The following is a 21,911-nucleotide window of genomic DNA, read 5'->3' as shown; positions in this document are numbered from 1 at the left end:
TCCTATTCTATAATTAATTCATCGCCAAAGATTTCTCTAAGCTTATCAGTCTCATCTACTTTGGGATTCTTATTTTCTTCTGCTTCTTTTATCGTTTCGTCTTTATCTATATTATTGTCCATATTATCATATGAATCAACATATAAATTATAATTTGCCCTTAAAATACTTCTTAGATTATTTTCAATATTTCCAAGCTTCGTTTCTATAAATATCTTATAAAATTCATCTTTGACATAAATAATGAAGTCTTTATTAATGATTCTATAGTTAAATCCTTCTTCTGCAAACAATCCATTTAATACTCCACCAGCTGTCTTTATAAGCATAGATTTTATCTCTTCTTCTTGATTAGCATTTAGCGAAGCTTCAGAGTTTTGTGAAGTATTCTCTTTTTCTTTTTTATTTTCTTTACTGGATTCTTTTAAAGTAACATCTTTATCTTGCACTTTGGTTAGATCTTTTTGACTATTAATTTCCTTACTATGATAATAACTATCTTCTGCCTTAAAATTTTGATTAGAAATACTACTTATATTTACCAGTTTCTTATCTAGAATAGAATTTACTAGATCTACTACATTTTCACCAGAGTTTTTTTCTAAGTATTCAATTCTTGATTCTATATTATTTATATTTTTAAGATTTATAAGTCTTAGTAAGCATACTTCAGTAAGAACATCAGTATTTTCAGTCAATTTCATTTTATTTGAATACTCTATTAGTATATCAAGATAATCACTTATTTCTAAATCACTAATTTCACTCGCTCTTTTTTTGATAAAATCTATATAATCCTCATTATCAAAATAAGAGTCATCATTAGTTAATTTAAAAATCATTATATCATTAAAATAAGAAATGAGGGCATCGAGTATGTCCTTATTGGGCTTATTATTATTCCTTAAGTTAAATAAACTTTCCAGAGATTTCTTCGAGTCTTTTGTAATTATTGACTGAGTAAGCTTGTCAACTTCATAAAAATCTACCACGCCCAATATATTCTCAACTTCAGCTAAGCTGTAAGAGTCAGTTCCAAACGAAACTACTTGGTCCAGGATACTTAAAGCATCACGCATAGCTCCATTCGCCTTTTTTATAATTAATTCAATAGCTTCATTTTCAATTGATATATTTCTATCAGAAAGAACCTTATCTATCTGCTCTTTTATTTGCCTATCACTAATCTTACTAAACTCAAACTTTTGAACTCTTGATAAAATAGTTTTAGGAACCTTATCAATCTCTGTTGTAGCAAGGATAAATATCAAGTGACTTGGTGGCTCTTCCATAATTTTAAGAAGTGCATTGAAGGCTTCACGAGTTATCATATGAGCTTCATCTATGATATAAACCTTATATTTTAATTTATTAGGTGGATAAATAACATTATCTTTTAGATTTCTTATATCATCTATCCTACGGTTGCTAGCAGCATCCATCTCCACTACATCAATAGTAGTTTCATCTTCAATAGCCTTACAATTTTCACATTCTAAACAAGGTGAGCCATTAATAGGATTTTTGCAATTTATAGCCTTAGCAAATATCTTAGCACAAGATGTTTTACCAGTACCTCTTTCACCTGAAAATATATATGCGTGACTGATCTTACCAGTCTTAACCTGATTTCTTAGAACATCGGTGACCCTATCCTGACCTAAGACCTCATCAAAAGTCTTGGGTCTATATTCTCTATATAAAGCTTTTGCCATAATCTTCCTTTCCATAAGTTATTATACCATAAGAAGTCCAAAATTTTTTCTTCAAAATTTTGCATTTTTTTTAATTAGTCGTATAATTATAAATGTTAATCGCATGGAGAGCTGTCCGAGCGGTTGAAGGAGCACGATTGGAAATCGTGTATACATTTTTCGTGTATCATGGGTTCAAATCCCATGCTCTCCGCCATGCACTAGACGGGGAACTAGCGGTGCCTTGTAACCTGCAATCCGCTGTAGCAGGGTTTAATTCCCAGCCGAGGGATATTTTCTATTTATAAGCCTACTAAAGATAGTGTTGACTGATGGGTCTTACGCAACAGGAAACTGTGAACCATGTCAGGACGGGAACGTAGCAGCATTAAGCAGATCTTTCTGTGTGCCGTAAGGTCACCTATCACGAGCTAGACTTTTTTAGAAACTCTAACTAGGATTTATTTCAAAACTGGGTGTGCTTACATATCTTACCTCTGAGTCAGTACTCAGGGGTATTTTTTTCTTTACTTATGTTTTTTTTAGTTTATAATTTATATAAGGAGCAAAAAATGATAGGTAAAAATATAGAAGAAATGTTTAAAGAACCTACAGAAAATATTATGATACCAGCAAGCGATGTTGCTATTGTTAGAGAAGATGATTCCTTGGTTCATGCTATCCTTGTTCTATCTTCCTCTGGCTATCAAACTATACCTGTATTAGATAAAGATGATAGAGTTCGAGGATTAATCTCTATTTCTAATATAGTTACTAGTCCATATGGTTTATCAATTTTTGATGAAGAAAAATTATCAGAGCTTACAGTATCTCAAGTAATGAATCAAATGGTTCCTATTTTATTTGATAATTATAATCTTGAGGATGTCCTTAGATTATTGATAAATAATAACTTCGTATGTGTGACTCATAAAAATGGATACTTTTTAGGTATTATTCCTAGAAAAGTTGTCCTAGAAAGATTTACAAATATAGCCCATAATTTAGAAATAAAATATGATTTAATAGAAAAATAACTTTAAACATTTATATATAAAATAAAAGAAGCTGTTGCAATTAATAGATATCTATCGTTCCATCATTAGATGCACTACCAGAAAGTTTGGGCACGCCGACTCATGAAAGTCAACCTTTTTGTGAAGGTGCTCGAGTGATTTTGGAACGATTTATCTATTTACAACAGCTTCTTTTTAATTTGGAATATCACTGCTCCATAAGCTTCTATTCGTATTTTCTCATTTTTTTCAATACTACCATTTATATTTCCACTTTCCCCATAATTTAAATTATGACTATTAATTAATTCTACTAAATTATAAGGACTCACTATAAAATATTCTACATCAGTTAAATTTACAATTATAAGCATTCTCTTATCATTAAATTCTCTAATATAAGCATAAATACTATAGCCGCCTATATCAAGAATCTGTGTAATAGAACTTTTATTGGATAGAGCTTCATTATTTATATAAGTCCTAGTTAAATCTTTAAAGAATTTATTAAAATATTCCTGACCCTTATCTAATTTTTTGAAGTTAAGAGAATTGTAAATAGAAAATGTTCTTAAATCAGCAAACTCATCTCCCATAAAAATCATTTTTCTAGAATTAAGTGTATATATTAAGGTTAATAAGCTCTTTAATTGGTCAAATTTATGCATATCACCGTGCATTTTCATGGCTAGACTAGCTTCTTCTAAATAGGAATCAATATATGAAAAACCTAAGATTCTATCAGAATTATTTTTATTAATTAACTTATATATATCACTTTTATAATTATTTCTGTCATATGGTTTCTTTTGGAAAATTCTTATAAGACTTCTCATAGAATTATCAAAGATATAGTCAAAATCAAAATCTAGATCATATATACCATTGTAACTTGCTATAGATAAGCTTTTTTTACTTCTTATAAGTTCAATAATTTCCCTTAATAAAATCTCACCTGCAGAATTTACTCCTCTATTTTTATCACCTTGCCAGTAAATTATATTCTCTATATTAGAAATACATATACCATCAATATTAAATTCTTTGATCCAATAATTTACCACCGACAATAAATAAGATTTACTAGCATTTTTTGACAAATCAAAGTTCATAGATCCATAGTAATTATATCTAATGTCATTATAATCGTAATCATATAATCTAGTAGAATCAAAATCAGCTAAATAATAAGGATCAGGATCAAATTCGCCTAAATCAAGTTCTAAAATTAATCCAATATTTTCTTGATGGCACTTGTCTATAAATTCTTTAAAAATATTTATGTTTCCATAGCGATCACTTAAGGCAAATAATCCTATGCTCGAATAGCCCATAGATTTATAATTCTTATATTCTGTAATGGGCATTAATGATATATGGGTGAAGTTGTTGTCTTTAGCATGATAAATTAAATCTTCATAATGCTCTTTAATAGATTTACTCTTATCTTTTAGTAATAATCCTAAGTGTACTTGGTATATATTAAGTGCATCTTTATTTACCTTATTATTTTCAAATTCATAAGTATCATCACTAACTAAGCTACAATTTTCATCTACTAGTATTGATCTAGAAAATGGATCTAATTTTTTAACAGTATTACCATTAGAATCATAAACCACATATTTGTATCTATCATTTGCTTTTGCATTTTTTATAGTAAGGGAAAAAACTCCTGTAGGGTATTTTCTTAGCGACTGTTCTTGCCAATCATTAAAATCTCCAATTATTTCAACCTTACTTGCATTTGGAGCAAAAAGTCTAAATATATATCCAATGTCCTTTTTATGAGCTCCAAAAAATTCATAAGCATTTTTTGATTTTCCTTTTAAATATACTTTAGTATCCATAAATCACCTCGAAGTTATTATATATTAAATAAAGTTTTTACAAAAAAACAGGCTACTTGCCTGCTTCTTGATTAAATTGATCTATCATATTATTTGACACTTCTATCATCATCCAGTTAACTTTTTTTGACCAATCAGGATCTGTTGCATAGGATTTTCCAATAGCATCTGTCGATATACCATTATAATAATCACCCCTAGAGGAAAGATATTTTTCTTTTAAGTGTTTTGCCACTGTATCTATAGAATCTCCTGGTGTTTTAAAATCTGTAGCTTGATTGTAAGGATCTAAATCCACTGCATTAAAACCAAATAAATTGTTCTTTTCTAAAAAAAGTTCACTTGTTCCATTGCCGGTCTCATGCTTGGCCATAGCCATTAAGAGTATAGCATTAACTCCATAAGTATTCTCTGCTTTTTTAAAGTCCTTACCAAGACCAGAAAGTCCTGTTCCTTCCAGACCAGTGTCCAATTCCTCTGCTGTAAAATCATTTTTCTTTAATAGATATAACATATTATCTGAGGAAATCTTGCTAGATCCCTTATCATAAAACTCATCTAGATCTTTTTCTAGTTGTTCATATTTAACTGCTCTTGATTTTAATAACAGCCTTGACTCATGTGAAATTTTGTTTACACCATTATTTAGACTAATACTTGTTTCTTTTTTACTTGCATGTGATATTGATTGAGGCAATATTAAAAAGCTTAAAGAAAGTCCTAATAACAATTTTTTTAAATTTATTTTATTTCTCAACATAATTTAATCCTTTTTTCTCTCTAAATTTATTATACCTTCTACTTAGTGGTTTTTGCTATTCTTGACAACTAAAAAATTTATGTATAAAATAAACATAATAAGTAAACGTTGTAATTTTAGGAGATAGTCATGTTTAATAACCCGATTGAAATCCTTGCATCTTTAAAAGAAATATTATTTTTTGCCTTTGTACCACTTAATCTAGTTTATTTTTCTTTGATAAAAATTGATGAGAAACTTGATAAAAAGCTAGCAGAAAGAAAAATTTCAGAAAATGTATGATAAACAATTAATAGATGCGGTGCTATCTGTAATTTTACTGTTATGCCTAATTTTTACTATAGTAAGGATAAAAAATATACTAAAAAGTATAAATGATAAACTTGATAAGCTATAGAATTTTATAATAAGTGCTGGAGAGTTTAATATTAACTTCCAGCACTTATTATTTATTCAGTAATTTTTCTAGAACCTGGTTTAATAGCTGGTATATCCTTTAAATTATCTGGTAAATCATCAGGATCCCAAGTACTTACATTTATTTTTGTCGCAGATATTACTGGAACACCGTTGATTTGATCTTTTCCTGATCTATTAACAATTGATGTAAGAGCTACTACATCTGCCCCATAACTTCTTATAACATCTACTGTTTCAAATGAAGATTTTCCTGTTGTAATAACATCTTCTACTATTATAACTTTAGTACCTTCTTTGATTTGAAAGCCACGACGTAGGGTCATTTCATTATCTACTCTTTCTGTAAATATAGCATGAACTCCAAGAGCTCTTGCTACTTCATAAGATATAATAACCCCACCCATAGCAGGTCCTACACATAAATCTACTTCTATACCAGCTTCTTTAAGATTTTCTGCAATTATTTCTGCTACTTCTTCACAATAAGCTGGATTTTCTATAAGTTTTGCACATTGGATATATCTATCTGAATGTTTACCACTTGATAATAAAAAGTGTCCTTCTAAAAGTGCATCTGATTTTTTTAATAAGTCTAATGTTTTATCCATAATTACTCCTATATAATTCCTGTAATTTCTTTTATATCTGTTATGTTTTCTTCACTCATATAATTTTTTATACCATCTACTATATCTATCATGGTATTATAATCTATAAAGTTTGCAGTCCCAACTTGTATAGCACTTGCTCCTGCCATAATAAATTCTATAGCATCCTTATAATCCATGATCCCGCCCATACCTATAACTGGTATATCAACTGCATGAGCAGCTTCGTAGACCATTCTAAGCGCTATTGGCTTTATAGCTGGTCCTGATAAACCAGCAGTTTTATTTACAAATACTGGAGCCTTTGCTTTTATATCTATTGACATAGCATTAAATGTATTTACAAGTGATAAAGCATCTGCTCCAGAATTTTGGGCAAGCTTTGCAAAATCTGGGATCGAACCAACATTTGGCGAAAGTTTTACTATTAATGGCTTATCAGTTGCTCTTCTAACCTTGCTAATAACCTCATCTGCCTTTGCTGGATCAGTTCCAAAAGCCATACCACCCTCTTTTACATTTGGGCAAGATATATTTAATTCTATCATTGGAACTTCTGTATCATTTAGTATCTCGGCACCTTTAATATAATCTTTGACACTATGACCGCCAAGATTAGCTATAGTTACAGTATCTTTTTCTAGCATAAAGGGAAGCTCTGTATTTATAAAATAATCAATACCTGGATTTTGTAGTCCTATAGAATTCATTATTCCAGATGGTGTTTCATAAATTCTTATACCTTTATTACCCAAATTTTTATGTAAAGTTAAACCTTTAGAGCATATGCCACCAAGTTTATTTAAATCTATATATTCAGCAAATTCCTTTCCAAATCCAAAGGTACCACTTGCAGCTATGACAGGATTATTAAAGTGTACTCCTGCAATATCCACTCCTAGATTCATGAAAATACCTCCTTAGAATTAAATACTGGGCCATCTTTACAAACTCTTAAAAACTCTCCATCACTAGATTCAACAGTGCATCCTAAGCAAGCACCTATCCCACAAGCCATATGAGCTTCCATAGAAATCTGAAGTTCAGCACTTGTATTTTTTTCATGGATTGACTTTAACATCCCATTAGGACCACAAGCATATATTAAATCATAATCATTTGGATCAAATAGCTCCGTTACAAATATTCCATCTTTTTTAAATGATGCACAGGTGATTTTATCTACATGTGGTCTAAATTCATCTATAAAATAAGGATCTTCCGTAAAGCCTGCATAAAAGTCTACTTTGCTTTCTAGCTTTTTAACTAAAGATAAGAGCGGAGCAATACCTATACCACCAGCAACAACTGCAATTTTTCTATTTGTACTATTTTCTAAATTAAATCCATTGCCTAAGGGACCTAATAGTTGTACTTCATGCTCAGGCGTAAGGCTTGCCATAATATCTGTTCCTTCTCCTACCACTTGATAAAGCAAAGTAAGTGAACCGCAAGATTCATCACAAACTCCAAAAGGACGTGATAAAATGGGCTCGTTTCTAAAAGACTTGGTTCTAAACATAAAAAACTGACCAGGTGCTGCACTTAAATTAACATCTATTACCATCTTATAGATATTCTTAGATATTTCTATATTTTCTACTATTCTTCCCTTTTTATAAGCTTTCATTAGCTAAAATATCCTCTCTGGTTTTAATTACAGCTTCTCTAGCATATTTTCCAATGTTGTCTTCGCCATCTTTATGCTCCATATAAGCTTTTAAAACTTTTCTAGAGTTGTTAACAACGCCACCATTTTTATTATTTAACAGCTTATAAACATTAAGGCTATCAGCTCCTTGAGCACCAAAACCTGGTATTAGAAAAAAGTTATCTTTATATCTTTGTCTTATCTTTTCTACTTCTTCAGTATGAGTTGCACCTACTACAAGTCCTATAGGGCCATAACCATTTTCACCTATATACTTTTCATTTATCTCTTGTAACCTATCTCCAACAGTATAGAATAATTCTTCATCACCTGTTTTTAAAACTTCAAAGTCATTTGCTCCTGGATTGGATGTTCTAAGAAGAACAAAAACACCCTTATCTCCACTTTCCAAATATTTTTCATATGGACTTATGGAGTCCATTCCCATATATGGATTTAGAGTTATAAAGTCTGTCTCGAAATCTCCCTCAAAATGAGCTTTTGCATATTGTTCTGCAGATGCTGCAATATCGGATCTTTTTACATCTCCAATTGATAATAAATTATTATCTCTTATATATTTTAAGGTTTCTCTATAGGCAATCATCCCATCTATACCGTAGGATTCATAATAAGCTATCTGTAATTTATATATAGCTGTAATATCTTTTGTAGCATCTATAATTTCTTTGTTAAAGTCAAACAAAGCCTCACTAATAGACTTATCTTTCTTATATTTTGCTGGTATATAGTCAAGTGAAGTATCTAAGCCTACACATACAAAGCCCTTTTCTTCAACACTTTTATATAATCTATCAATTATTTTCATATTTTAGGATCCCTTTCTTATAAACTCTTTTTATTTTACCATGTAAATTTTCGCCAATCATTAGTGAATTTTTTGATTTTGAAACTATATCTTCTTCTGTATAAACAAATGAGTCATCTAAATCTATAAGGGTAAAATCAGCTTCATAACCTGCAATAAGTTTTCCTTTGTTTAATTTTAACAATTTTGCGGGATTTGTTGACATTATTTTTATTAATTCATTTAAAGATATTTCCCCACTTCTTACTAGAACGTCATAACAAGTAGAAAATGCAGTTTCTATTCCTATAAATCCTGGAGCTCCCTTATCTTTTTCTTCTTTGCTATGTGGAGCATGGTCGGTTGATATAGCATCAACTACACCAGATTTTATCATATTAATAAGAGTCTTTCTATCATCTTCACTTCTTATAGGTGGATTTACCTTGACTTCTTCACGTTCCTTATCACTTAATAGCAAATGATGGGGAGTTACTTCGCAAGTTATAGGAGCGCCAAGTTCCTTAAAGTATTTTATAGCAGTGATAGCCCCCTTGGTTGAAACGTGTGAAAAATGAGTTGGACAATCTAGCTTATAAGCGTAATAGCAATCTCTGATAGTCATAGCATCTTCAGCTATTTCATAGTCTATATCAGAAATGCCATCTACTTCCTCATGAAGTGTCATCGTAAGCCCTAGATCTTTTGCTTTAAGCATTGCCTTATACATAACTTCATCATCATTTACACCGTGACCATCATCCGAAATAAATTTGACAGATTCTGGAACTGAGTCTAAGTGATCTAAAGTTTTACCATCAAAATCTTTTGTAATAGTATAAACTTGATCAATATCTATTAAATCAAGGTCTTTTCCCCTTTGCATTATATCTTCATATACTTCAGGAGTGGATACTGTTGGCTTGGTATTTCCCATAAGTAATACTGATGTATAGCCACCAGAAAGAGCAGCTTTTGATCCTGTTTCTAAGTCTTCTTTGTAAGTAAAACCTGGATCCCTAAAGTGTACGTGCATATCTACAAAAGATGGTACAAGAGCAAGATTCTCACAATCTATTATTTCAGTTTCATCATCAATATCAAATGGATCTACAATTATTCCATTTTTAACATAAATAGCTTCTTTTGAAATTTTAATATCATCAAAAGCGTATAGATTCTTAAAAACTTGTTTCATTTACTCCTCCACGTCATATATATGAGAGCAATATCCGCACTTATATATTTTTTCATCTCTATTAATTAAGATAAACTTACTTTTTACATTTCTTTCAGAAGTCGATATACACTTTGGGTTTTGGCAAGTTAGAATTCCTTCTACTTCTTCTGGTAATTCTAAAGTCTTTTTTTCTATAACTTTATCATCTTTTATAACATTTATAGTTGCTGTTGGATCAATTATAGAAACAGCATCTAGATTAATATCCATATAATTTTGAATTTTTATTATATCTTTTTTTCCTAAGAGCTTAGACTTTGCACTTAAAATTATAGCTACTTCATCATCTAATTTCTCAAGCTCAAGTAGTTCAAAAATCTTAAGACCATTACCTGCTTTTATGTGATCTATTACTATTCCATTCTGTAAACTTGTAATCTCAAGCATTGTTTGCCTCCAATAATTTGTAGATTAGGGCCATTCTTGCATACATACCATATTTAACTTGGTTGAAATAAACTGCTCTTGGATCTTTATCTACTTCTGTAGCTATCTCATTTACCCTTGGAAGTGGGTGCAATACTATAGTATCCTTACGAGCTTTATTCATTTTTTCCATATCTAATACATAGGAATCCTTAAGTCTTGTATATTGACTAGTTGAAAAGAATCTTTCTTTTTGGATCCTAGTCATATATAATATATCAACTTCTCCAATCACATCATCAAGATTTGTCACTTCATCATAATTATCATTGTCTTTAAAAACTTCTTTTTTTACATATTGTGGAAGTTTTAATTCTTCTGGAGAAATAAGTATATATTTATTATTATCAAATAAGTTCATTATCTTAATTAATGAATGAACAGTCCTACCATATTTTAAATCTCCTACTATACCTATTGTGTGATTATCTAAAGTATGTTTATATTGGCTTATGGTCAAAACATCTGTTAAAGTTTGAGTTGGATGTTGATGTCCACCATCACCCGCATTTATTATTGGACAATCTGCCGTCAAACTAGCCAGATAGGCAGCACCTTCTTGAGGATGTCGCATAGCAATTATGTCTGCGTATTGACTTACAACTTTTACAGTGTCTTGTAAAGTTTCACCCTTAGTTGACGAAGATACATTTGCATCTGAAAATCCAACTACAGATCCTCCTAGTCTTAGCATAGCTGATTCAAATGATAGTCTTGTCCTCGTGGACGGCTCAAAAAAAAGAGTCCCTAATATCTTTCCCTCACATACATGGGAAAAATCTTTAGGACTCTTTATAATATCATTTGCTAAATCAACTATTTCGTATATATCATTTTTACTTAAATCATCTGAGTTTAATAAATTTTTAATATCAATCATATTACTCTCCTCAAGTTTAAAATTGTAACACGAAATACTTATTCAAGTCAAGCCTACATATTAAGTTTTTTTCTAAGTTCTGTTATAGAATCATTAGTTACATTTGCTCTATCAATATCTAAGTCCTCTAATATCTCATCCATCTTACTTTTATTGGTAAATTCTATTTCCATAAATGGATAAGGATAAGTTTTCTCATCCCAAATATCTAAATCAAATCTTTGTCCTTTATATAAATAAGAAGTACGTTCCTTATCACCTTCATATTGGAGCTTTATATCTAATTGATCTAAGATTTTTATCATCATTGCCACAGAATCTATATTAACAGTATATTCATTATTGACTCTAAATTCATCATCTCTTTCAATTTCTTTAAAGGTTAGCTCAATAGCATTACGTTTACCATCAACTCTTGTTTCACGAATACGAAGATAACCATTTTCAAATTCTCCACCATCAGGCACAAAAGTGTAATTTGTTTGAAATTCGTGATTTACTTTTTCCGCTCCAAGAGCTATTAACTTTTCTTCCATTTCATTTAAATCAATATTTAGTACTTTAACTTCTATTTCTCTTTGCATTATACAATCCTTGCTGGGGTAAAATCAATATAATCTCCTGCAACGCATGAGATAGTAATATCCCCAAAATTTCCTTCTTTTATCAAGCTATGACCTACGCCATGTAAATGTCCATATATAATATATTCTACCGGATACCTACAGCACATTTCAAAGAACTCATTTAAGCTTCTATCTTGATTTATAGGCGGATAGTGGAGCATAACTATTTTTTTATTATCACCACTAGCCCTTATCGAATTTTCCAAGCGCATTAGCTCTCTAGTAAAAATCTTTTCGTCATGGTCACTAAAGTCCTTATGATCCCTAGGTATCCATCCACGAGTCCCACAGATATCATAACCATTTACTTCAAAAGAATTATTTTGTAAATATCTTAAACTTTCTAATCCTAAGCCATTAATTTTATTTAAAGAAGACCACCAATAATCATGATTGCCTTTCATCAATATCTTTGAACCATTAAGTTCATCAATTTTTTTAAGATCAATATAGGCATTATCAAGATCCATAGCCCAGGATATATCTCCTGGGATAAGTACAGTATCATCTTTATCAACAACTTCATTCCAATTATTAAAAATACGTTCTTGATAATTTTGCCAATTTAAACCGAAGACTTCCATGCTCTTTTCATTTGTATAGTCAAGATGTAAGTCAGCTAGTGCATATATCATAACTCCTCCAAATAAATCCTGTGATAGTTTATTGCCTCACTATATAAAATCTCTTCTTCTCGCTTATGGCAAGTAAAATAAATAATCTGTCTATTGTACGATTCATCAAGTAAATAAAATAAGGCTGATCTAAGTCTATCAAGGTCATAATTTATAAAGGCATCATCAAATATTAGAAAATTATCCAAAGTCGCTTCGTTTATAGAAAATTTGAGAGCAAAATTTAGTTGATCATAAAATCCAGTCGAAAGTTTATCTATATCTAACTTTATACCATCATCCCTAATTATTTGAGGATTAAATTCCTTATCATAAAATATTTTATCATATTTACCTTTACTTATGGTGTTGATTATTTGTGAAATTTCACTTTCAAAGTTATTAGAGTTTTTAGAAGCATCTTCCATAATCTCGCTTATATAAGATTTTGCTATATTAATGGCTTCAATCTCCTCTTCCATATCTTTAAGATTTGTTTCTAACTTATGGAGTCTATCTGTTAAATCAACTTCTTTTTGCAGTTTTTCTTCTGCTGAGGCTAATTTTTTTTCTAAATCTATATTGATTTTATTTAAAGATTCTAATTCATTTTCAAGTTTTCTAATCTTATTCTCTGTTTCATTTATATCCAAATCCTTAATAGCCATAATATTTTCATGGGATTTTGTTTTATCTTGATTTTGGAGAACTCTTAAAATCTCCTCAATTTTTTCTTTTTCTTTACTTAATCTCATATACTCTAGATAATCTTCATCTCTTTTATAATTTAAAGTATCATCAGAACTACTTATATTAGAATTTTTGTCAATTAATATAGAAATAAGTGGCAAAATTATTGCCAAAGTAAATAAATAATATTGCTTAGTATAAATTCCTAAAAATACTAATATTAAACATATGAGTATATAAAATCCTATATGTGAAGTTTTATTTGTATCAACTTCTTTAACTTCATCGTAGGACTCATAATTTTTATATTTGTCTAATTCTGCATTTACATAATTAAGCTCATTTTGATATTTAATTTCATCTTCTAGATTTTTATAAGCAATATTTTCCCTATAAGCATCTCTATCTTTTCTTAAATCTTTGAGAATTCGAGTCTTTTTTTCAATATTATTCCTATTTTTATCAAGCTTTTTAAAGTCATTATAATAGCTAGAACGCAAACTTTTTAGATCCAAGATTTTCTTAGATAATTCATCTATTTCATTAATTGTCTTTGCATATGGCTTAGTATAAGCTCTCATTGTTCCGATATTAGCAAGCTTATTATCTAGAAAATTTAAAGCATCATTGGCAGAGAAATTATAATCATCTTTATTTATAAGCAATTCTCTAATTTTATTTCTAGAATTTTCACTTGTTTCTTGTCTTTGAAAGGCTGTTATTAGATTTTTATAAAGTTCATATTCTAAACCTAGCAGGAATTCTCCTGGATAATTTAGGTTAGACTCCTTTACTTTCATGACTTCGTTTATCGAAAAATCATATATTTCATAGGCTCCATCATCAAAATTTCGACTAATCCTATAATCCACACCATCTTTAGAAAAAATAGCATAACCAGCATATTTATAAGAATTAATTGGCCTATATATTTCTTGTTTTTTATTAAAATGGCGGACACGACTTCCTTCATCAAATCCATATAGAATACCTTCTATAAAACTAGTTATAGTTGATTTCCCAGACTCATTTTTGCCATATATAAGATTAAAACCACTTTCTAGGTCAATGCTAGTGTTTTCAAATTGTCCAAAAGAAGTAAGATATAATTTTTTAATTGAAACTGTCATTTCTTACTCCTTAAGATCGCCTCTATACCAACTTCTCTAGCTCTACTTTTTGTTGGATCAACATCATCTTTGAACTTATTCTCAAATTTTGACAATAAAGAGTTTGGATAAAGTTTTGCCATATTACCAAAATTTTCCCTATAACTTAGTCTTATAGATGTGTAGGAAGCATTTATACTTTTCTTTATTTTATCAATATTTAAATCATCATTAGATTCAAGGTTAAGTCTTACAAAGTTAACTTTATCTGTTAAAGATGCATTGATATTATTAATAATCTCATCAATATTATCAAATTCTTTAGCATTTATATCTATGGAATTAAACTTCATAAGTGATGAATCAATTTGAGAAACTAGACCATTTTCATAAAGAATATATCCATAATCATAAGTATCTGAAAAATCATGTGGTTCTATACTTCCTGAATAATATATATTATAAATATTTGATGCCTTATGAATATGACCTAAAGCTACATAGTCAAAACCTATTTGATTAATCTTATTTGCATCTAAGTCCAAATAATTTGTTTTATTTAAAGAAAGATCTCCATGAGCTAATAGTATATTAAAGAAATCCTTATCTAAACTTATATCATAATTAAAATCTTTCTTATATATCCTATCTTTATAGGAAAGTCCATAGACTCTAATTCCATCTTTTTCAAAAAGTGATAAGTTATCTTCAGTAAAAACATGAAGATTATTTGGCTTATTATTTAAAAAAATAGTATTAAACTCATCAAAATAATCATGATTTCCTGTAACATAGTAGATATCTTTACCATAATCTTCAAAAATTCTAAAAAGATTTTTGAAATCCTTAGATGAGAAAAAAGACCTTTCAAAAAGGTCTCCTGCAATTAAAGCAAAGTCTGTATCTTTGTTATTTATAAAAATTTGTTCAAAGGACTTCCAGGTATTTTCTCTAATTATATGTCCTAATGAATTATCAAAAGTTGAATTATCCGCCAAATGCACATCAGCAAGGTGGATAAATCTCATAACACGTTAATACTTTCTATAAGTTTTTTACCATCTTTGATATCGAAAACTGTCACAGCTCCATTTTCAATCCAGAAATTATCAAAGTTTTTTGTATCTTCAAGTATCCAAAATAAAGCTGCTCTTATTGTAAGATTATGGCTTACACAAAGTGCATCTTCTCCCTTTTCGACTAGTTCATCCAAAAATTCACTAGTTCTTTTTATAAGATCTTCTCTACTCTCATCTCCAGGAAATTTAATACTTGCAGCATCATCTGTATGTTGGTCCAAAAACTCTGCATACTTGCTTTGAAATTGTTCATATAATTCACCCTTATATGGTCCAAGATCTAATTCATCAAGTCTCTCATCAACTGTATAATCTTTAAATCCAAGCATATCTGCAGTTTGTTTTGCTTCTTTAAGACTTGAAGAATAAACATGGTCAATATTAAATTTTTCTAAGCTACGACGAGTTTTAAGAAGTACATTAAAGCCACTTTTGTTATTAAAAACATCACTTGCTGAATCTTGTTTTGTAATATTTGCCGCACTTACACCATGTCTAACTAAAATAATTTTCATCTAAATCTCCTTATATATTTTCCATAAAAAAACAAGGCAATAGCCCTGCTTATAAATTTACTTGCACCTTCTTAAAAAGTGCTAGGGTTTCGCTAATCTTATCTACATATAATATATACCTAATTTAGAGCAAAATAAACCCAGTTTTTATAATTTTATAAAATATTTATAGCTTCTATTAATTTTTTACCATTATTAATATTGAATACTGTAATTGAACCATTTTCAAGCCAAAAACTATCCCAATCATCTAAATCTTTTAATATCCAAAAAAGTGTTGATTTGATAGCTATACCGTGCGAAACACAAAGAGCATTTTCATCTTTTTCTACAAGTTCGTCAAGAAATTCGCTTGTCCTTTTTATTATATCAATTCTAGACTCACCACCTGGATATTTAACATTAAAAACATCTTTTTCTTTTTCTTTAAAGAATTGGACTTCTTCTTTTCTCATATCTTCAAAAAGTTTTCCCTTAAAATTCCCAAAATCTAGCTCATTTAGTCTAGTATCAATTGTATAATCTTTATATCCAAGTTTTTCTGCTGTTTGCTGGCTACGCAATAAATTAGAAGTATAAACATGATCTATATCATATTTTTCTAAATTTTTGCGTGTCTTATCTAAAACACTATAACCACCTTTATGGAGTATAGTATCGTCAAGTGAATAATATCTTCCTATATTTGCTTCACTTAGACCATGTCTTACTAAAATAACCTTCATTATATATTCCTTATCCTTTCAAAAATTACAAGTAAAAACAAGGCCAAAGCCCTGTTTTACTCTCCACTGCTCATAGCTTCTGCCATGTCAATTTTTTTAAGCTTTTTATGAACTACAAATAGTAAAACTATCGAAATTCCAATTGTTATTAGCCCACTTATTAAAAATGAACTCGGATGAACCCTATATGATAATAATATATTTTCTGGTGCTACTACATAAATTATATACCTAAACATCGCATAACCTAAACCATATCCTACAATTATACCAAGTATTGTAAGCATAAATATTTCTCTAAAAATATAGCTCGTTACTTCTTTTGGATAGAATCCTAAAACTTTTATAGTTGCAAGTTCTCTTTTTCGCTCACTTACATTAATATTTATTAAATTATATAAAACTACTAAGGCAAGCAATACTGAAATTAATGTAATGACAGCTATTACAATATTCAGATTATCCATAAGTACATCCATAGATGCATAAATTACGCTTGCATCAATTATAGAATTTACAGCCGATTCATCTTCAATATTTTCTATAATCTCATCAGCATCTCCTCTTAAATAATAAGCATTAGTTTGAGGATATTTGCCTACTATTTTTTTAAATTTATCTTTACTAATAAATATATAATCGCCAGTATAGTTTTCAATTATGCCTGATATTGGCAGATCAAAGTACTTTCCCTGATATTGGATATTTAGATTTTCATTAGTTTTTAAATTTAAAACATCCGATGCCTTTTCAGATATGACAGCATCTTCATTAGTTAAATCAATAGAATCTCTTTTTGGACTTCTTAAGGTAAAAAAGTCCTTAATATTATTATCTTCTGGAATTACTAAATTGAACTTGCGACTCACACCATTCCTTTTAATAGTCATTTCTTCAAATCTAATAGGCATAGAACTGTAGTTTTTGATTACTTCTTGGAACTTTTTTAAATCACTATCCTTGGCTTTTTCATCTACCATGGCTATTACATCATAATGACTTATCTGATTTTGTTGTAAATTAACAGTATCTTTTATCGAATCTATCATAGCAAATCCAAAAAAAGTAAGAGCTGTGCATCCTCCTATACCAAATAGGGTCATAAGCATCCTTGACTTATACCTGAATAGATTTCTTGAGGTAATTTTTTGCATAAAGGATAGCTTCTTCCAAATAGGACTTATTTTTTCAAGCAAGATTTTCTTACCACTATCGGGAGATTTTGCTCTTAATAAGGCTGCAGGTGTCTCTTTTACAGTTTGATTTGATGTAACAAAAATAGTTACAGCAATTAAAAAAGTTGATAATATTACTGCAAAAATTATATATGGAAGTGAATTTACATAATCTACTGATAGATTAGAAAATCCTGATGAATAAGCATCAATTATAACACCAGCTACTACATATCTACCTATCAGGGAACCTATTATCGAACCTATTAGTGTTGGTATTATTCCATAGATGTAAAATCTTTGACTAATTTGATTATCAGTGTAACCCAAGGATTTCAATGTTCCATTTATCATCCTTTGCTCATCTATATAGCGTTTCATAGTTGTAAGGGTTACAAGCATTGCTACAAGATAAAAAAATGTTGGAAATACTTTTGTAAGCTCATCCATATTTAGACTATTTTGATGATAAGTCTTTATACCTTGGTTGTCATAAATTGTTTCTATATCATAAACTGGATTACTTAGCCTTGATAAAGTATCTTTATTTTCTTCTATATCCTTTTGTCCATCTTTGATTTCACCCAAGGCATTAGTTTCTTTTTCTTTGAAAGCTTTATAATTTTTTTGATATTCATCCTCACCGTCCAAAAGTTTTTGATAAGATTTTTTTAGTTCCTCTTTACCTTCAACTTCTCTATTTTCCAGCTCCTTTTTACCATTATTGTAGTTAGCCCAACCATTATCTATATCAGCTTTTTTTTGGTTTATCTCATTAAGTGCCTTATCTAATTGCGCCTTTCCATTTGCTTTCTTATTTTCTAGTTCACTTTTCCCTGATTTTAACTTAGACCAACCATCATTTAACATTTGTCTTTTTTGTTCTATATCAGCTTGGCTTTTATCAAGATTTTCTTTTTCTTTATTATATTTATTTTCTAAGTCTTTACTTTTTATCTGATAGTCTGATAAATCTCTTTTATATGCTTCTCTTGAACTAGCTAATTCAATTTTTAATGCATTAATATCTTGATCATTAACATTTGTTGAAGTATCTGGTGAATTTTCTTTTTGTTTTATAAGATCTTCTAAGTGTGCTGATTTCTGATCTATTTCGGCTTTTGTTCTATCTAGTTTATCTTTGCTATCTTTTAATTTTTGACGATAAGGAGAAAACTCTGCATTTAATTTATCATAGCCTACATTCATTTTTTCCTGACCACTTTTTAGTTCAGCTTCTCCAGCTTCTAATTCTTCTTGCTTTTTATTTATTTGATTTTCCGCTGTTTTTATTTCATAATTATATTCTTTTAGATTTTGCTCGTATTTAACGCGACCTTGGTCAAGCTTTTTTTGACCATCTATAAGCTCAACTCTGGCATTCTCTAGATCTATTTTTCCCTTAGCAATTTGATCATCTAAAGTTTTTTTACCATTTTCATAATCTCTATATCCTTGATCTAGCTCTGCTCTTGATGATTCTAGTTTATTTTCACCTTCATCTAATTGATTTCTGACATCATTTACATCTTTTTGAGCCTTATCTAATTCTTTATTGGCATCTTTTTTTATATCTTTAAGAACTTCATGTGGTCTATTTTTTATAGCCTCTTCAATATTTTCTTGTTTTCTCTCAACAAAATCCTTATATTCACTAGAATTTTTATCAATTCCCTTAGTTTTTTTATAGACAATATTTGCTTCCCCAAATTTATCTGTATCAAAGTTTTCATCTAATATATATCCATAACCACTAAGCTCTTTTTTGGCAGTAAATGAAAGCTCTCTCATATCTTCCATAAAATAATCGGAACTTTTAAAGAATCCAACTACTTTATAGGAAAGATTATTCATAGTCTTTTCATCAGTTTGGGAATTCTCTATATAGGAAAACTTTAGCTTATCTCCTATTTTATAATCGTTTGAAAGGCTTGTATCAAGGGCAATTTCATTTTTATGCTCTGGCATTCTACCTTCAATAACTGCCGATTTAGATATAGATTTATTATAGGATTTTAATCTGATTAGATTTTCATCTTCGATTAAATCACTTGTTTTAACCATAGTCATCTTTTCTATATCAGGATCTCTTTTTAAAATCATTTCATCTTCATAATCTAGACCGTAAGTTGATCTTACTATAATGTCAGGATGGACATAAGTCTTTAATGAGTTATTTAAGGTTTTTCTCATACTTGCACCTGTCATTGTTAGGGCAACAACTACAAGAGATGCTAGTCCTACCATAGTTGCAATTGAGATTACCTTACCCTTTGTATTTTTAATATCTCTTAAAATATTAGTTATATATGTCTTATTCACTAGATCACCACTCAATATTTTCAATTGGCTCTGGCTTAGTATTTGCCTTATCTTCTATAACTTTACCATCTCTTAATTCTATTACATAATCTGCCATTGGCTTTATAAGAGAATTGTGAGTTATTATTATAACTGTAGCTCCCATTTTATGAGAAGCATCTTGTAGGAGTTTTAGGATGTTTTTCCCAGTTTCATAATCAAGTGCGCCAGTAGGCTCATCACACAATAAAATTTTTGGATTTTTAGCAAGAGCCCTAGCTATAGCAACTCTTTGCTGTTCCCCTCCTGATAATTGAGCCGGAAAGTTCTCTAATCTATTATTTAAACCTACATTTGCTAATACTTCACTTGCATCAAGTGGATTATCTGATATTTCACTAGCGAGTTCAACATTTTCAAGTGCTGTAAGATTTGGTATCAAATTATAATGCTGAAAAACAAAACCTACCTCATTACGCCTATAATTTGTAAGTTCCATTTCGTTAAGTTTTGCTAAATCTTTATTATCTATTAAAATCTGTCCGCTTGTAGCCTGCTCCATACCACCTAATATATTTAATAGAGTCGTTTTTCCAGCACCAGATGCTCCAACTATTACCAAAAGCTTGCCTTCATCTAATCTAAAGCTAATGTCCTCATTTGCAACTATGGTATTTCTACCAGATTTATACTCTTTTGTTACATTATTTAATTCTATATATGCCATAATTAGCCTCTCTAACTTGTGTATAATAGATTATTATACCAAAATAAGCATTTATAACGATACTTATAAGCTATAGTAATTTTAGAAAGTTCTTTTCATTTAAAAACCAATCAAAATTAATGTTAAATCTTGAAGCAAAATTACTAATTTTTATATTTTTAAAAGCCTCAATAACTTCATCTAAACCATAATTTACTATAAGCTTATTAAGATCAATAGTCCATTTATATTAGAAATTATAATTTCTATAGGTATTACATTAGTAAGCAAGTTCCATTCACGAGTGATCTTGTCAAAACTATTATAACTGCTTGAGCACTTACTAGCATAAGTACTTGTTTTATGGATATTTAATAGTCTTTCTTCTTCTTCATAATCTTTAACTATATTTACCTTTTGCTCATCTGGTCTTTTCTTTTCAAATATTTCTGTCTCCTAACGAACAATCACACCATTTTCACGAACAGGATAGTGCCTTGTATAGCCTTCTTTTATAAGTTCATCAACACCTGACCTAAATAATTTTATTCCATCTGTTGAATGAGTTATAACCTCAGCAAAATAAATTACTAAATCACCAGACAAAAATAAAAAATAAGTCATTATTCCTTTAGATTTGAAACTCAAATTCTTATCATTTAAATATTCATTATCAACAATGGTAAAATTTTCTATTTTTTGAATTATTTTAGCTATAATAATATTATCCTTTATTTATGTATAGAAATTTTAGGAGAATATTCTCTAATTTTTACATTTATTAAACATTTATTAAAAAATGAAGAATATCCCGCGTATGCGGGATAAACACACCGACTTCTCGATAACAGCTAATTCTTACAGGATCACCCCCGCGTATGCGGGATAAACCTTTCATATATAATAATGATGAGTGTAGCTCAAGGATCACCCCCGCGTATGCGGGATAAACTTAAAATTATCTTGGAAGGTCAAGGCAAAGATAGGATCACCCCCGCGTATGCGGGATAAACGCAAC

The 21,911-nt window shown here is 29.6% G+C and carries 21 protein-coding genes, 1 tRNA gene and 1 other RNA gene; 4 read left to right on the top strand and 19 right to left on the bottom strand.

The window, feature by feature from the left end; translation table 11 throughout:
* Positions 1 to 2 precede the first annotated feature (2 nt).
* Positions 3 to 1,715 carry a DNA polymerase III subunit gamma/tau gene (gene dnaX / locus J2Z39_RS04065; protein ID WP_209813912.1) on the bottom strand — a complete coding sequence of 571 codons (1,713 nt, stop codon included), beginning with the start codon at positions 1,713 to 1,715 and terminating at the stop codon, positions 3 to 5.
* A gap of 105 nt (positions 1,716 to 1,820) precedes the next feature.
* Between dnaX and J2Z39_RS04060 the strand changes: the two genes are divergently transcribed.
* The 3 genes from J2Z39_RS04060 (at position 1,821) to cbpB (ending at position 2,731) form a co-directional block, all read left to right on the top strand.
* A tRNA-Ser gene (locus J2Z39_RS04060) sits at positions 1,821 to 1,911 on the top strand.
* Positions 1,911 to 2,178: signal recognition particle sRNA large type (gene ffs / locus J2Z39_RS04055), an RNA gene on the top strand. Before J2Z39_RS04060 ends, ffs begins: the two co-directional genes overlap by 1 nt.
* Before the next feature lie 88 nt (positions 2,179 to 2,266).
* A complete protein-coding gene (gene cbpB / locus J2Z39_RS04050) occupies positions 2,267 to 2,731 on the top strand; it encodes a cyclic-di-AMP-binding protein CbpB (protein WP_117521505.1) in 465 nt (154 codons plus the stop codon).
* A gap of 158 nt (positions 2,732 to 2,889) precedes the next feature.
* On the opposite strand, the gene J2Z39_RS04045 is transcribed toward cbpB, so the two are convergent.
* Positions 2,890 to 4,560 (bottom strand): glycogen-branching protein, encoded by a 1,671-nt coding sequence (locus J2Z39_RS04045; protein WP_117521503.1) that lies wholly within the window; start codon positions 4,558 to 4,560, stop codon positions 2,890 to 2,892.
* Positions 4,561 to 4,612: 52 nt separating this feature from the next.
* Positions 4,613 to 5,320: a glucosaminidase domain-containing protein gene (locus J2Z39_RS04040; RefSeq protein ID WP_117521501.1), complete on the bottom strand. Its 708-nt coding sequence runs from the start codon at positions 5,318 to 5,320 to the stop codon at positions 4,613 to 4,615.
* Between the two features lie 129 nt (positions 5,321 to 5,449).
* Here J2Z39_RS04040 and J2Z39_RS04035 point away from each other — a divergent pair, with 129 nt between their 5' ends.
* Entirely contained in the window at positions 5,450 to 5,602 is a 153-nt protein-coding gene (locus J2Z39_RS04035) for a hypothetical protein (RefSeq protein WP_181965123.1), read from the top strand.
* Positions 5,603 to 5,769: 167 nt separating this feature from the next.
* Here J2Z39_RS04035 and pyrE read toward each other — a convergent pair whose 3' ends face one another.
* From pyrE to J2Z39_RS03955, 16 genes are all read right to left on the bottom strand, one after another.
* A complete protein-coding gene (gene pyrE, locus J2Z39_RS04030; protein WP_209813910.1) occupies positions 5,770 to 6,348 on the bottom strand; it encodes an orotate phosphoribosyltransferase in 579 nt (192 codons plus the stop codon).
* Positions 6,349 to 6,356: 8 nt separating this feature from the next.
* Positions 6,357 to 7,256 carry a dihydroorotate dehydrogenase gene (locus J2Z39_RS04025; protein ID WP_117521497.1) on the bottom strand — a complete coding sequence of 300 codons (900 nt, stop codon included), beginning with the start codon at positions 7,254 to 7,256 and terminating at the stop codon, positions 6,357 to 6,359.
* The gene (locus tag J2Z39_RS04020) at positions 7,253 to 7,978 is read right to left on the bottom strand and encodes a dihydroorotate dehydrogenase electron transfer subunit (protein ID WP_117521495.1); all 726 of its coding nucleotides are present in this window, start codon (positions 7,976 to 7,978) and stop codon (positions 7,253 to 7,255) included. Before J2Z39_RS04020 ends, J2Z39_RS04025 begins: the two co-directional genes overlap by 4 nt.
* Positions 7,965 to 8,828, bottom strand: coding sequence for an orotidine-5'-phosphate decarboxylase (pyrF, locus tag J2Z39_RS04015; protein WP_209813908.1), 864 nt, complete (start codon positions 8,826 to 8,828; stop codon positions 7,965 to 7,967). The genes J2Z39_RS04020 and pyrF overlap by 14 nt, the downstream gene beginning before the upstream one ends.
* Positions 8,815 to 10,005, bottom strand: coding sequence for a dihydroorotase (locus tag J2Z39_RS04010; RefSeq protein WP_117521491.1), 1,191 nt, complete (start codon positions 10,003 to 10,005; stop codon positions 8,815 to 8,817). Before J2Z39_RS04010 ends, pyrF begins: the two co-directional genes overlap by 14 nt.
* The gene (locus tag J2Z39_RS04005) at positions 10,006 to 10,434 is read right to left on the bottom strand and encodes an aspartate carbamoyltransferase regulatory subunit (protein ID WP_209813906.1); all 429 of its coding nucleotides are present in this window, start codon (positions 10,432 to 10,434) and stop codon (positions 10,006 to 10,008) included.
* Complete coding sequence (gene pyrB, locus J2Z39_RS04000) at positions 10,427 to 11,353, bottom strand: aspartate carbamoyltransferase (protein ID WP_209813905.1); 927 nt, start codon at positions 11,351 to 11,353, stop codon at positions 10,427 to 10,429. The genes J2Z39_RS04005 and pyrB overlap by 8 nt, the downstream gene beginning before the upstream one ends.
* A 53-nt stretch (positions 11,354 to 11,406) precedes the next feature.
* Positions 11,407 to 11,937 (bottom strand): class IV adenylate cyclase, encoded by a 531-nt coding sequence (locus tag J2Z39_RS03995; protein ID WP_117521485.1) that lies wholly within the window; start codon positions 11,935 to 11,937, stop codon positions 11,407 to 11,409.
* Positions 11,937 to 12,614, bottom strand: a complete 678-nt coding sequence (locus tag J2Z39_RS03990) for a metallophosphoesterase (protein ID WP_209813903.1) — start codon at positions 12,612 to 12,614, stop codon at positions 11,937 to 11,939. The genes J2Z39_RS03995 and J2Z39_RS03990 overlap by 1 nt, the downstream gene beginning before the upstream one ends.
* Complete coding sequence (locus J2Z39_RS03985; protein ID WP_209813901.1) at positions 12,611 to 14,413, bottom strand: ATP-binding protein; 1,803 nt, start codon at positions 14,411 to 14,413, stop codon at positions 12,611 to 12,613. The genes J2Z39_RS03990 and J2Z39_RS03985 overlap by 4 nt, the downstream gene beginning before the upstream one ends.
* The gene (locus J2Z39_RS03980; protein WP_209813900.1) at positions 14,410 to 15,420 is read right to left on the bottom strand and encodes a metallophosphoesterase family protein; all 1,011 of its coding nucleotides are present in this window, start codon (positions 15,418 to 15,420) and stop codon (positions 14,410 to 14,412) included. Before J2Z39_RS03980 ends, J2Z39_RS03985 begins: the two co-directional genes overlap by 4 nt.
* Positions 15,417 to 15,986 carry a histidine phosphatase family protein gene (locus J2Z39_RS03975; RefSeq protein WP_117521477.1) on the bottom strand — a complete coding sequence of 190 codons (570 nt, stop codon included), beginning with the start codon at positions 15,984 to 15,986 and terminating at the stop codon, positions 15,417 to 15,419. The genes J2Z39_RS03980 and J2Z39_RS03975 overlap by 4 nt, the downstream gene beginning before the upstream one ends.
* Before the next feature lie 155 nt (positions 15,987 to 16,141).
* Positions 16,142 to 16,711, bottom strand: a complete 570-nt coding sequence (locus J2Z39_RS03970) for a histidine phosphatase family protein (RefSeq protein WP_117521475.1) — start codon at positions 16,709 to 16,711, stop codon at positions 16,142 to 16,144.
* A 56-nt stretch (positions 16,712 to 16,767) separates the two neighbouring features.
* Positions 16,768 to 20,208 carry an FtsX-like permease family protein gene (locus J2Z39_RS08680; RefSeq protein ID WP_209813898.1) on the bottom strand — a complete coding sequence of 1,147 codons (3,441 nt, stop codon included), beginning with the start codon at positions 20,206 to 20,208 and terminating at the stop codon, positions 16,768 to 16,770.
* Between the two features lie 4 nt (positions 20,209 to 20,212).
* The gene (locus J2Z39_RS03960; protein ID WP_209813897.1) at positions 20,213 to 20,914 is read right to left on the bottom strand and encodes an ABC transporter ATP-binding protein; all 702 of its coding nucleotides are present in this window, start codon (positions 20,912 to 20,914) and stop codon (positions 20,213 to 20,215) included.
* A gap of 435 nt (positions 20,915 to 21,349) precedes the next feature.
* On the bottom strand, positions 21,350 to 21,517 hold the full coding sequence (locus J2Z39_RS03955) for a hypothetical protein (protein ID WP_209813895.1): 168 nt from the start codon (positions 21,515 to 21,517) through the stop codon (positions 21,350 to 21,352).
* Between the last annotated feature and the right edge of the window lie 394 nt (positions 21,518 to 21,911).

The sequence above is a fragment of the Anaerococcus nagyae genome (assembly GCF_017874535.1).
Taxonomy (GTDB): domain Bacteria; phylum Bacillota; class Clostridia; order Tissierellales; family Peptoniphilaceae; genus Anaerococcus; species Anaerococcus nagyae.
Note: the sequence above shows the minus strand (reverse complement) of the source record. Positions and strands in the feature narration are given on the sequence as shown.

Coding starts and splice junctions, on each gene's coding strand:
- J2Z39_RS04040 (WP_117521501.1), bottom strand. CDS start 5,320: ATGTTGAGAAATAAAATAAATTTAAAAAAATTGTTATTAGGACTTTCT.
- J2Z39_RS03975 (WP_117521477.1), bottom strand. CDS start 15,986: ATGAAAATTATTTTAGTTAGACATGGTGTAAGTGCGGCAAATATTACA.
- J2Z39_RS03990 (WP_209813903.1), bottom strand. CDS start 12,614: ATGATATATGCACTAGCTGACTTACATCTTGACTATACAAATGAAAAG.
- cbpB (WP_117521505.1), top strand. CDS start 2,267: ATGATAGGTAAAAATATAGAAGAAATGTTTAAAGAACCTACAGAAAAT.
- J2Z39_RS04010 (WP_117521491.1), bottom strand. CDS start 10,005: ATGAAACAAGTTTTTAAGAATCTATACGCTTTTGATGATATTAAAATT.
- J2Z39_RS04045 (WP_117521503.1), bottom strand. CDS start 4,560: ATGGATACTAAAGTATATTTAAAAGGAAAATCAAAAAATGCTTATGAA.
- pyrB (WP_209813905.1), bottom strand. CDS start 11,353: ATGATTGATATTAAAAATTTATTAAACTCAGATGATTTAAGTAAAAAT.
- J2Z39_RS03985 (WP_209813901.1), bottom strand. CDS start 14,413: ATGACAGTTTCAATTAAAAAATTATATCTTACTTCTTTTGGACAATTT.
- J2Z39_RS03970 (WP_117521475.1), bottom strand. CDS start 16,711: ATGAAGGTTATTTTAGTAAGACATGGTCTAAGTGAAGCAAATATAGGA.
- J2Z39_RS04035 (WP_181965123.1), top strand. CDS start 5,450: ATGTTTAATAACCCGATTGAAATCCTTGCATCTTTAAAAGAAATATTA.
- pyrF (WP_209813908.1), bottom strand. CDS start 8,828: ATGAAAATAATTGATAGATTATATAAAAGTGTTGAAGAAAAGGGCTTT.
- J2Z39_RS04020 (WP_117521495.1), bottom strand. CDS start 7,978: ATGAAAGCTTATAAAAAGGGAAGAATAGTAGAAAATATAGAAATATCT.
- dnaX (WP_209813912.1), bottom strand. CDS start 1,715: ATGGCAAAAGCTTTATATAGAGAATATAGACCCAAGACTTTTGATGAG.
- pyrE (WP_209813910.1), bottom strand. CDS start 6,348: ATGGATAAAACATTAGACTTATTAAAAAAATCAGATGCACTTTTAGAA.
- J2Z39_RS03960 (WP_209813897.1), bottom strand. CDS start 20,914: ATGGCATATATAGAATTAAATAATGTAACAAAAGAGTATAAATCTGGT.
- J2Z39_RS03955 (WP_209813895.1), bottom strand. CDS start 21,517: ATGACTTATTTTTTATTTTTGTCTGGTGATTTAGTAATTTATTTTGCT.
- J2Z39_RS04025 (WP_117521497.1), bottom strand. CDS start 7,256: ATGAATCTAGGAGTGGATATTGCAGGAGTACACTTTAATAATCCTGTC.
- J2Z39_RS03980 (WP_209813900.1), bottom strand. CDS start 15,420: ATGAGATTTATCCACCTTGCTGATGTGCATTTGGCGGATAATTCAACT.
- J2Z39_RS03995 (WP_117521485.1), bottom strand. CDS start 11,937: ATGCAAAGAGAAATAGAAGTTAAAGTACTAAATATTGATTTAAATGAA.
- J2Z39_RS04005 (WP_209813906.1), bottom strand. CDS start 10,434: ATGCTTGAGATTACAAGTTTACAGAATGGAATAGTAATAGATCACATA.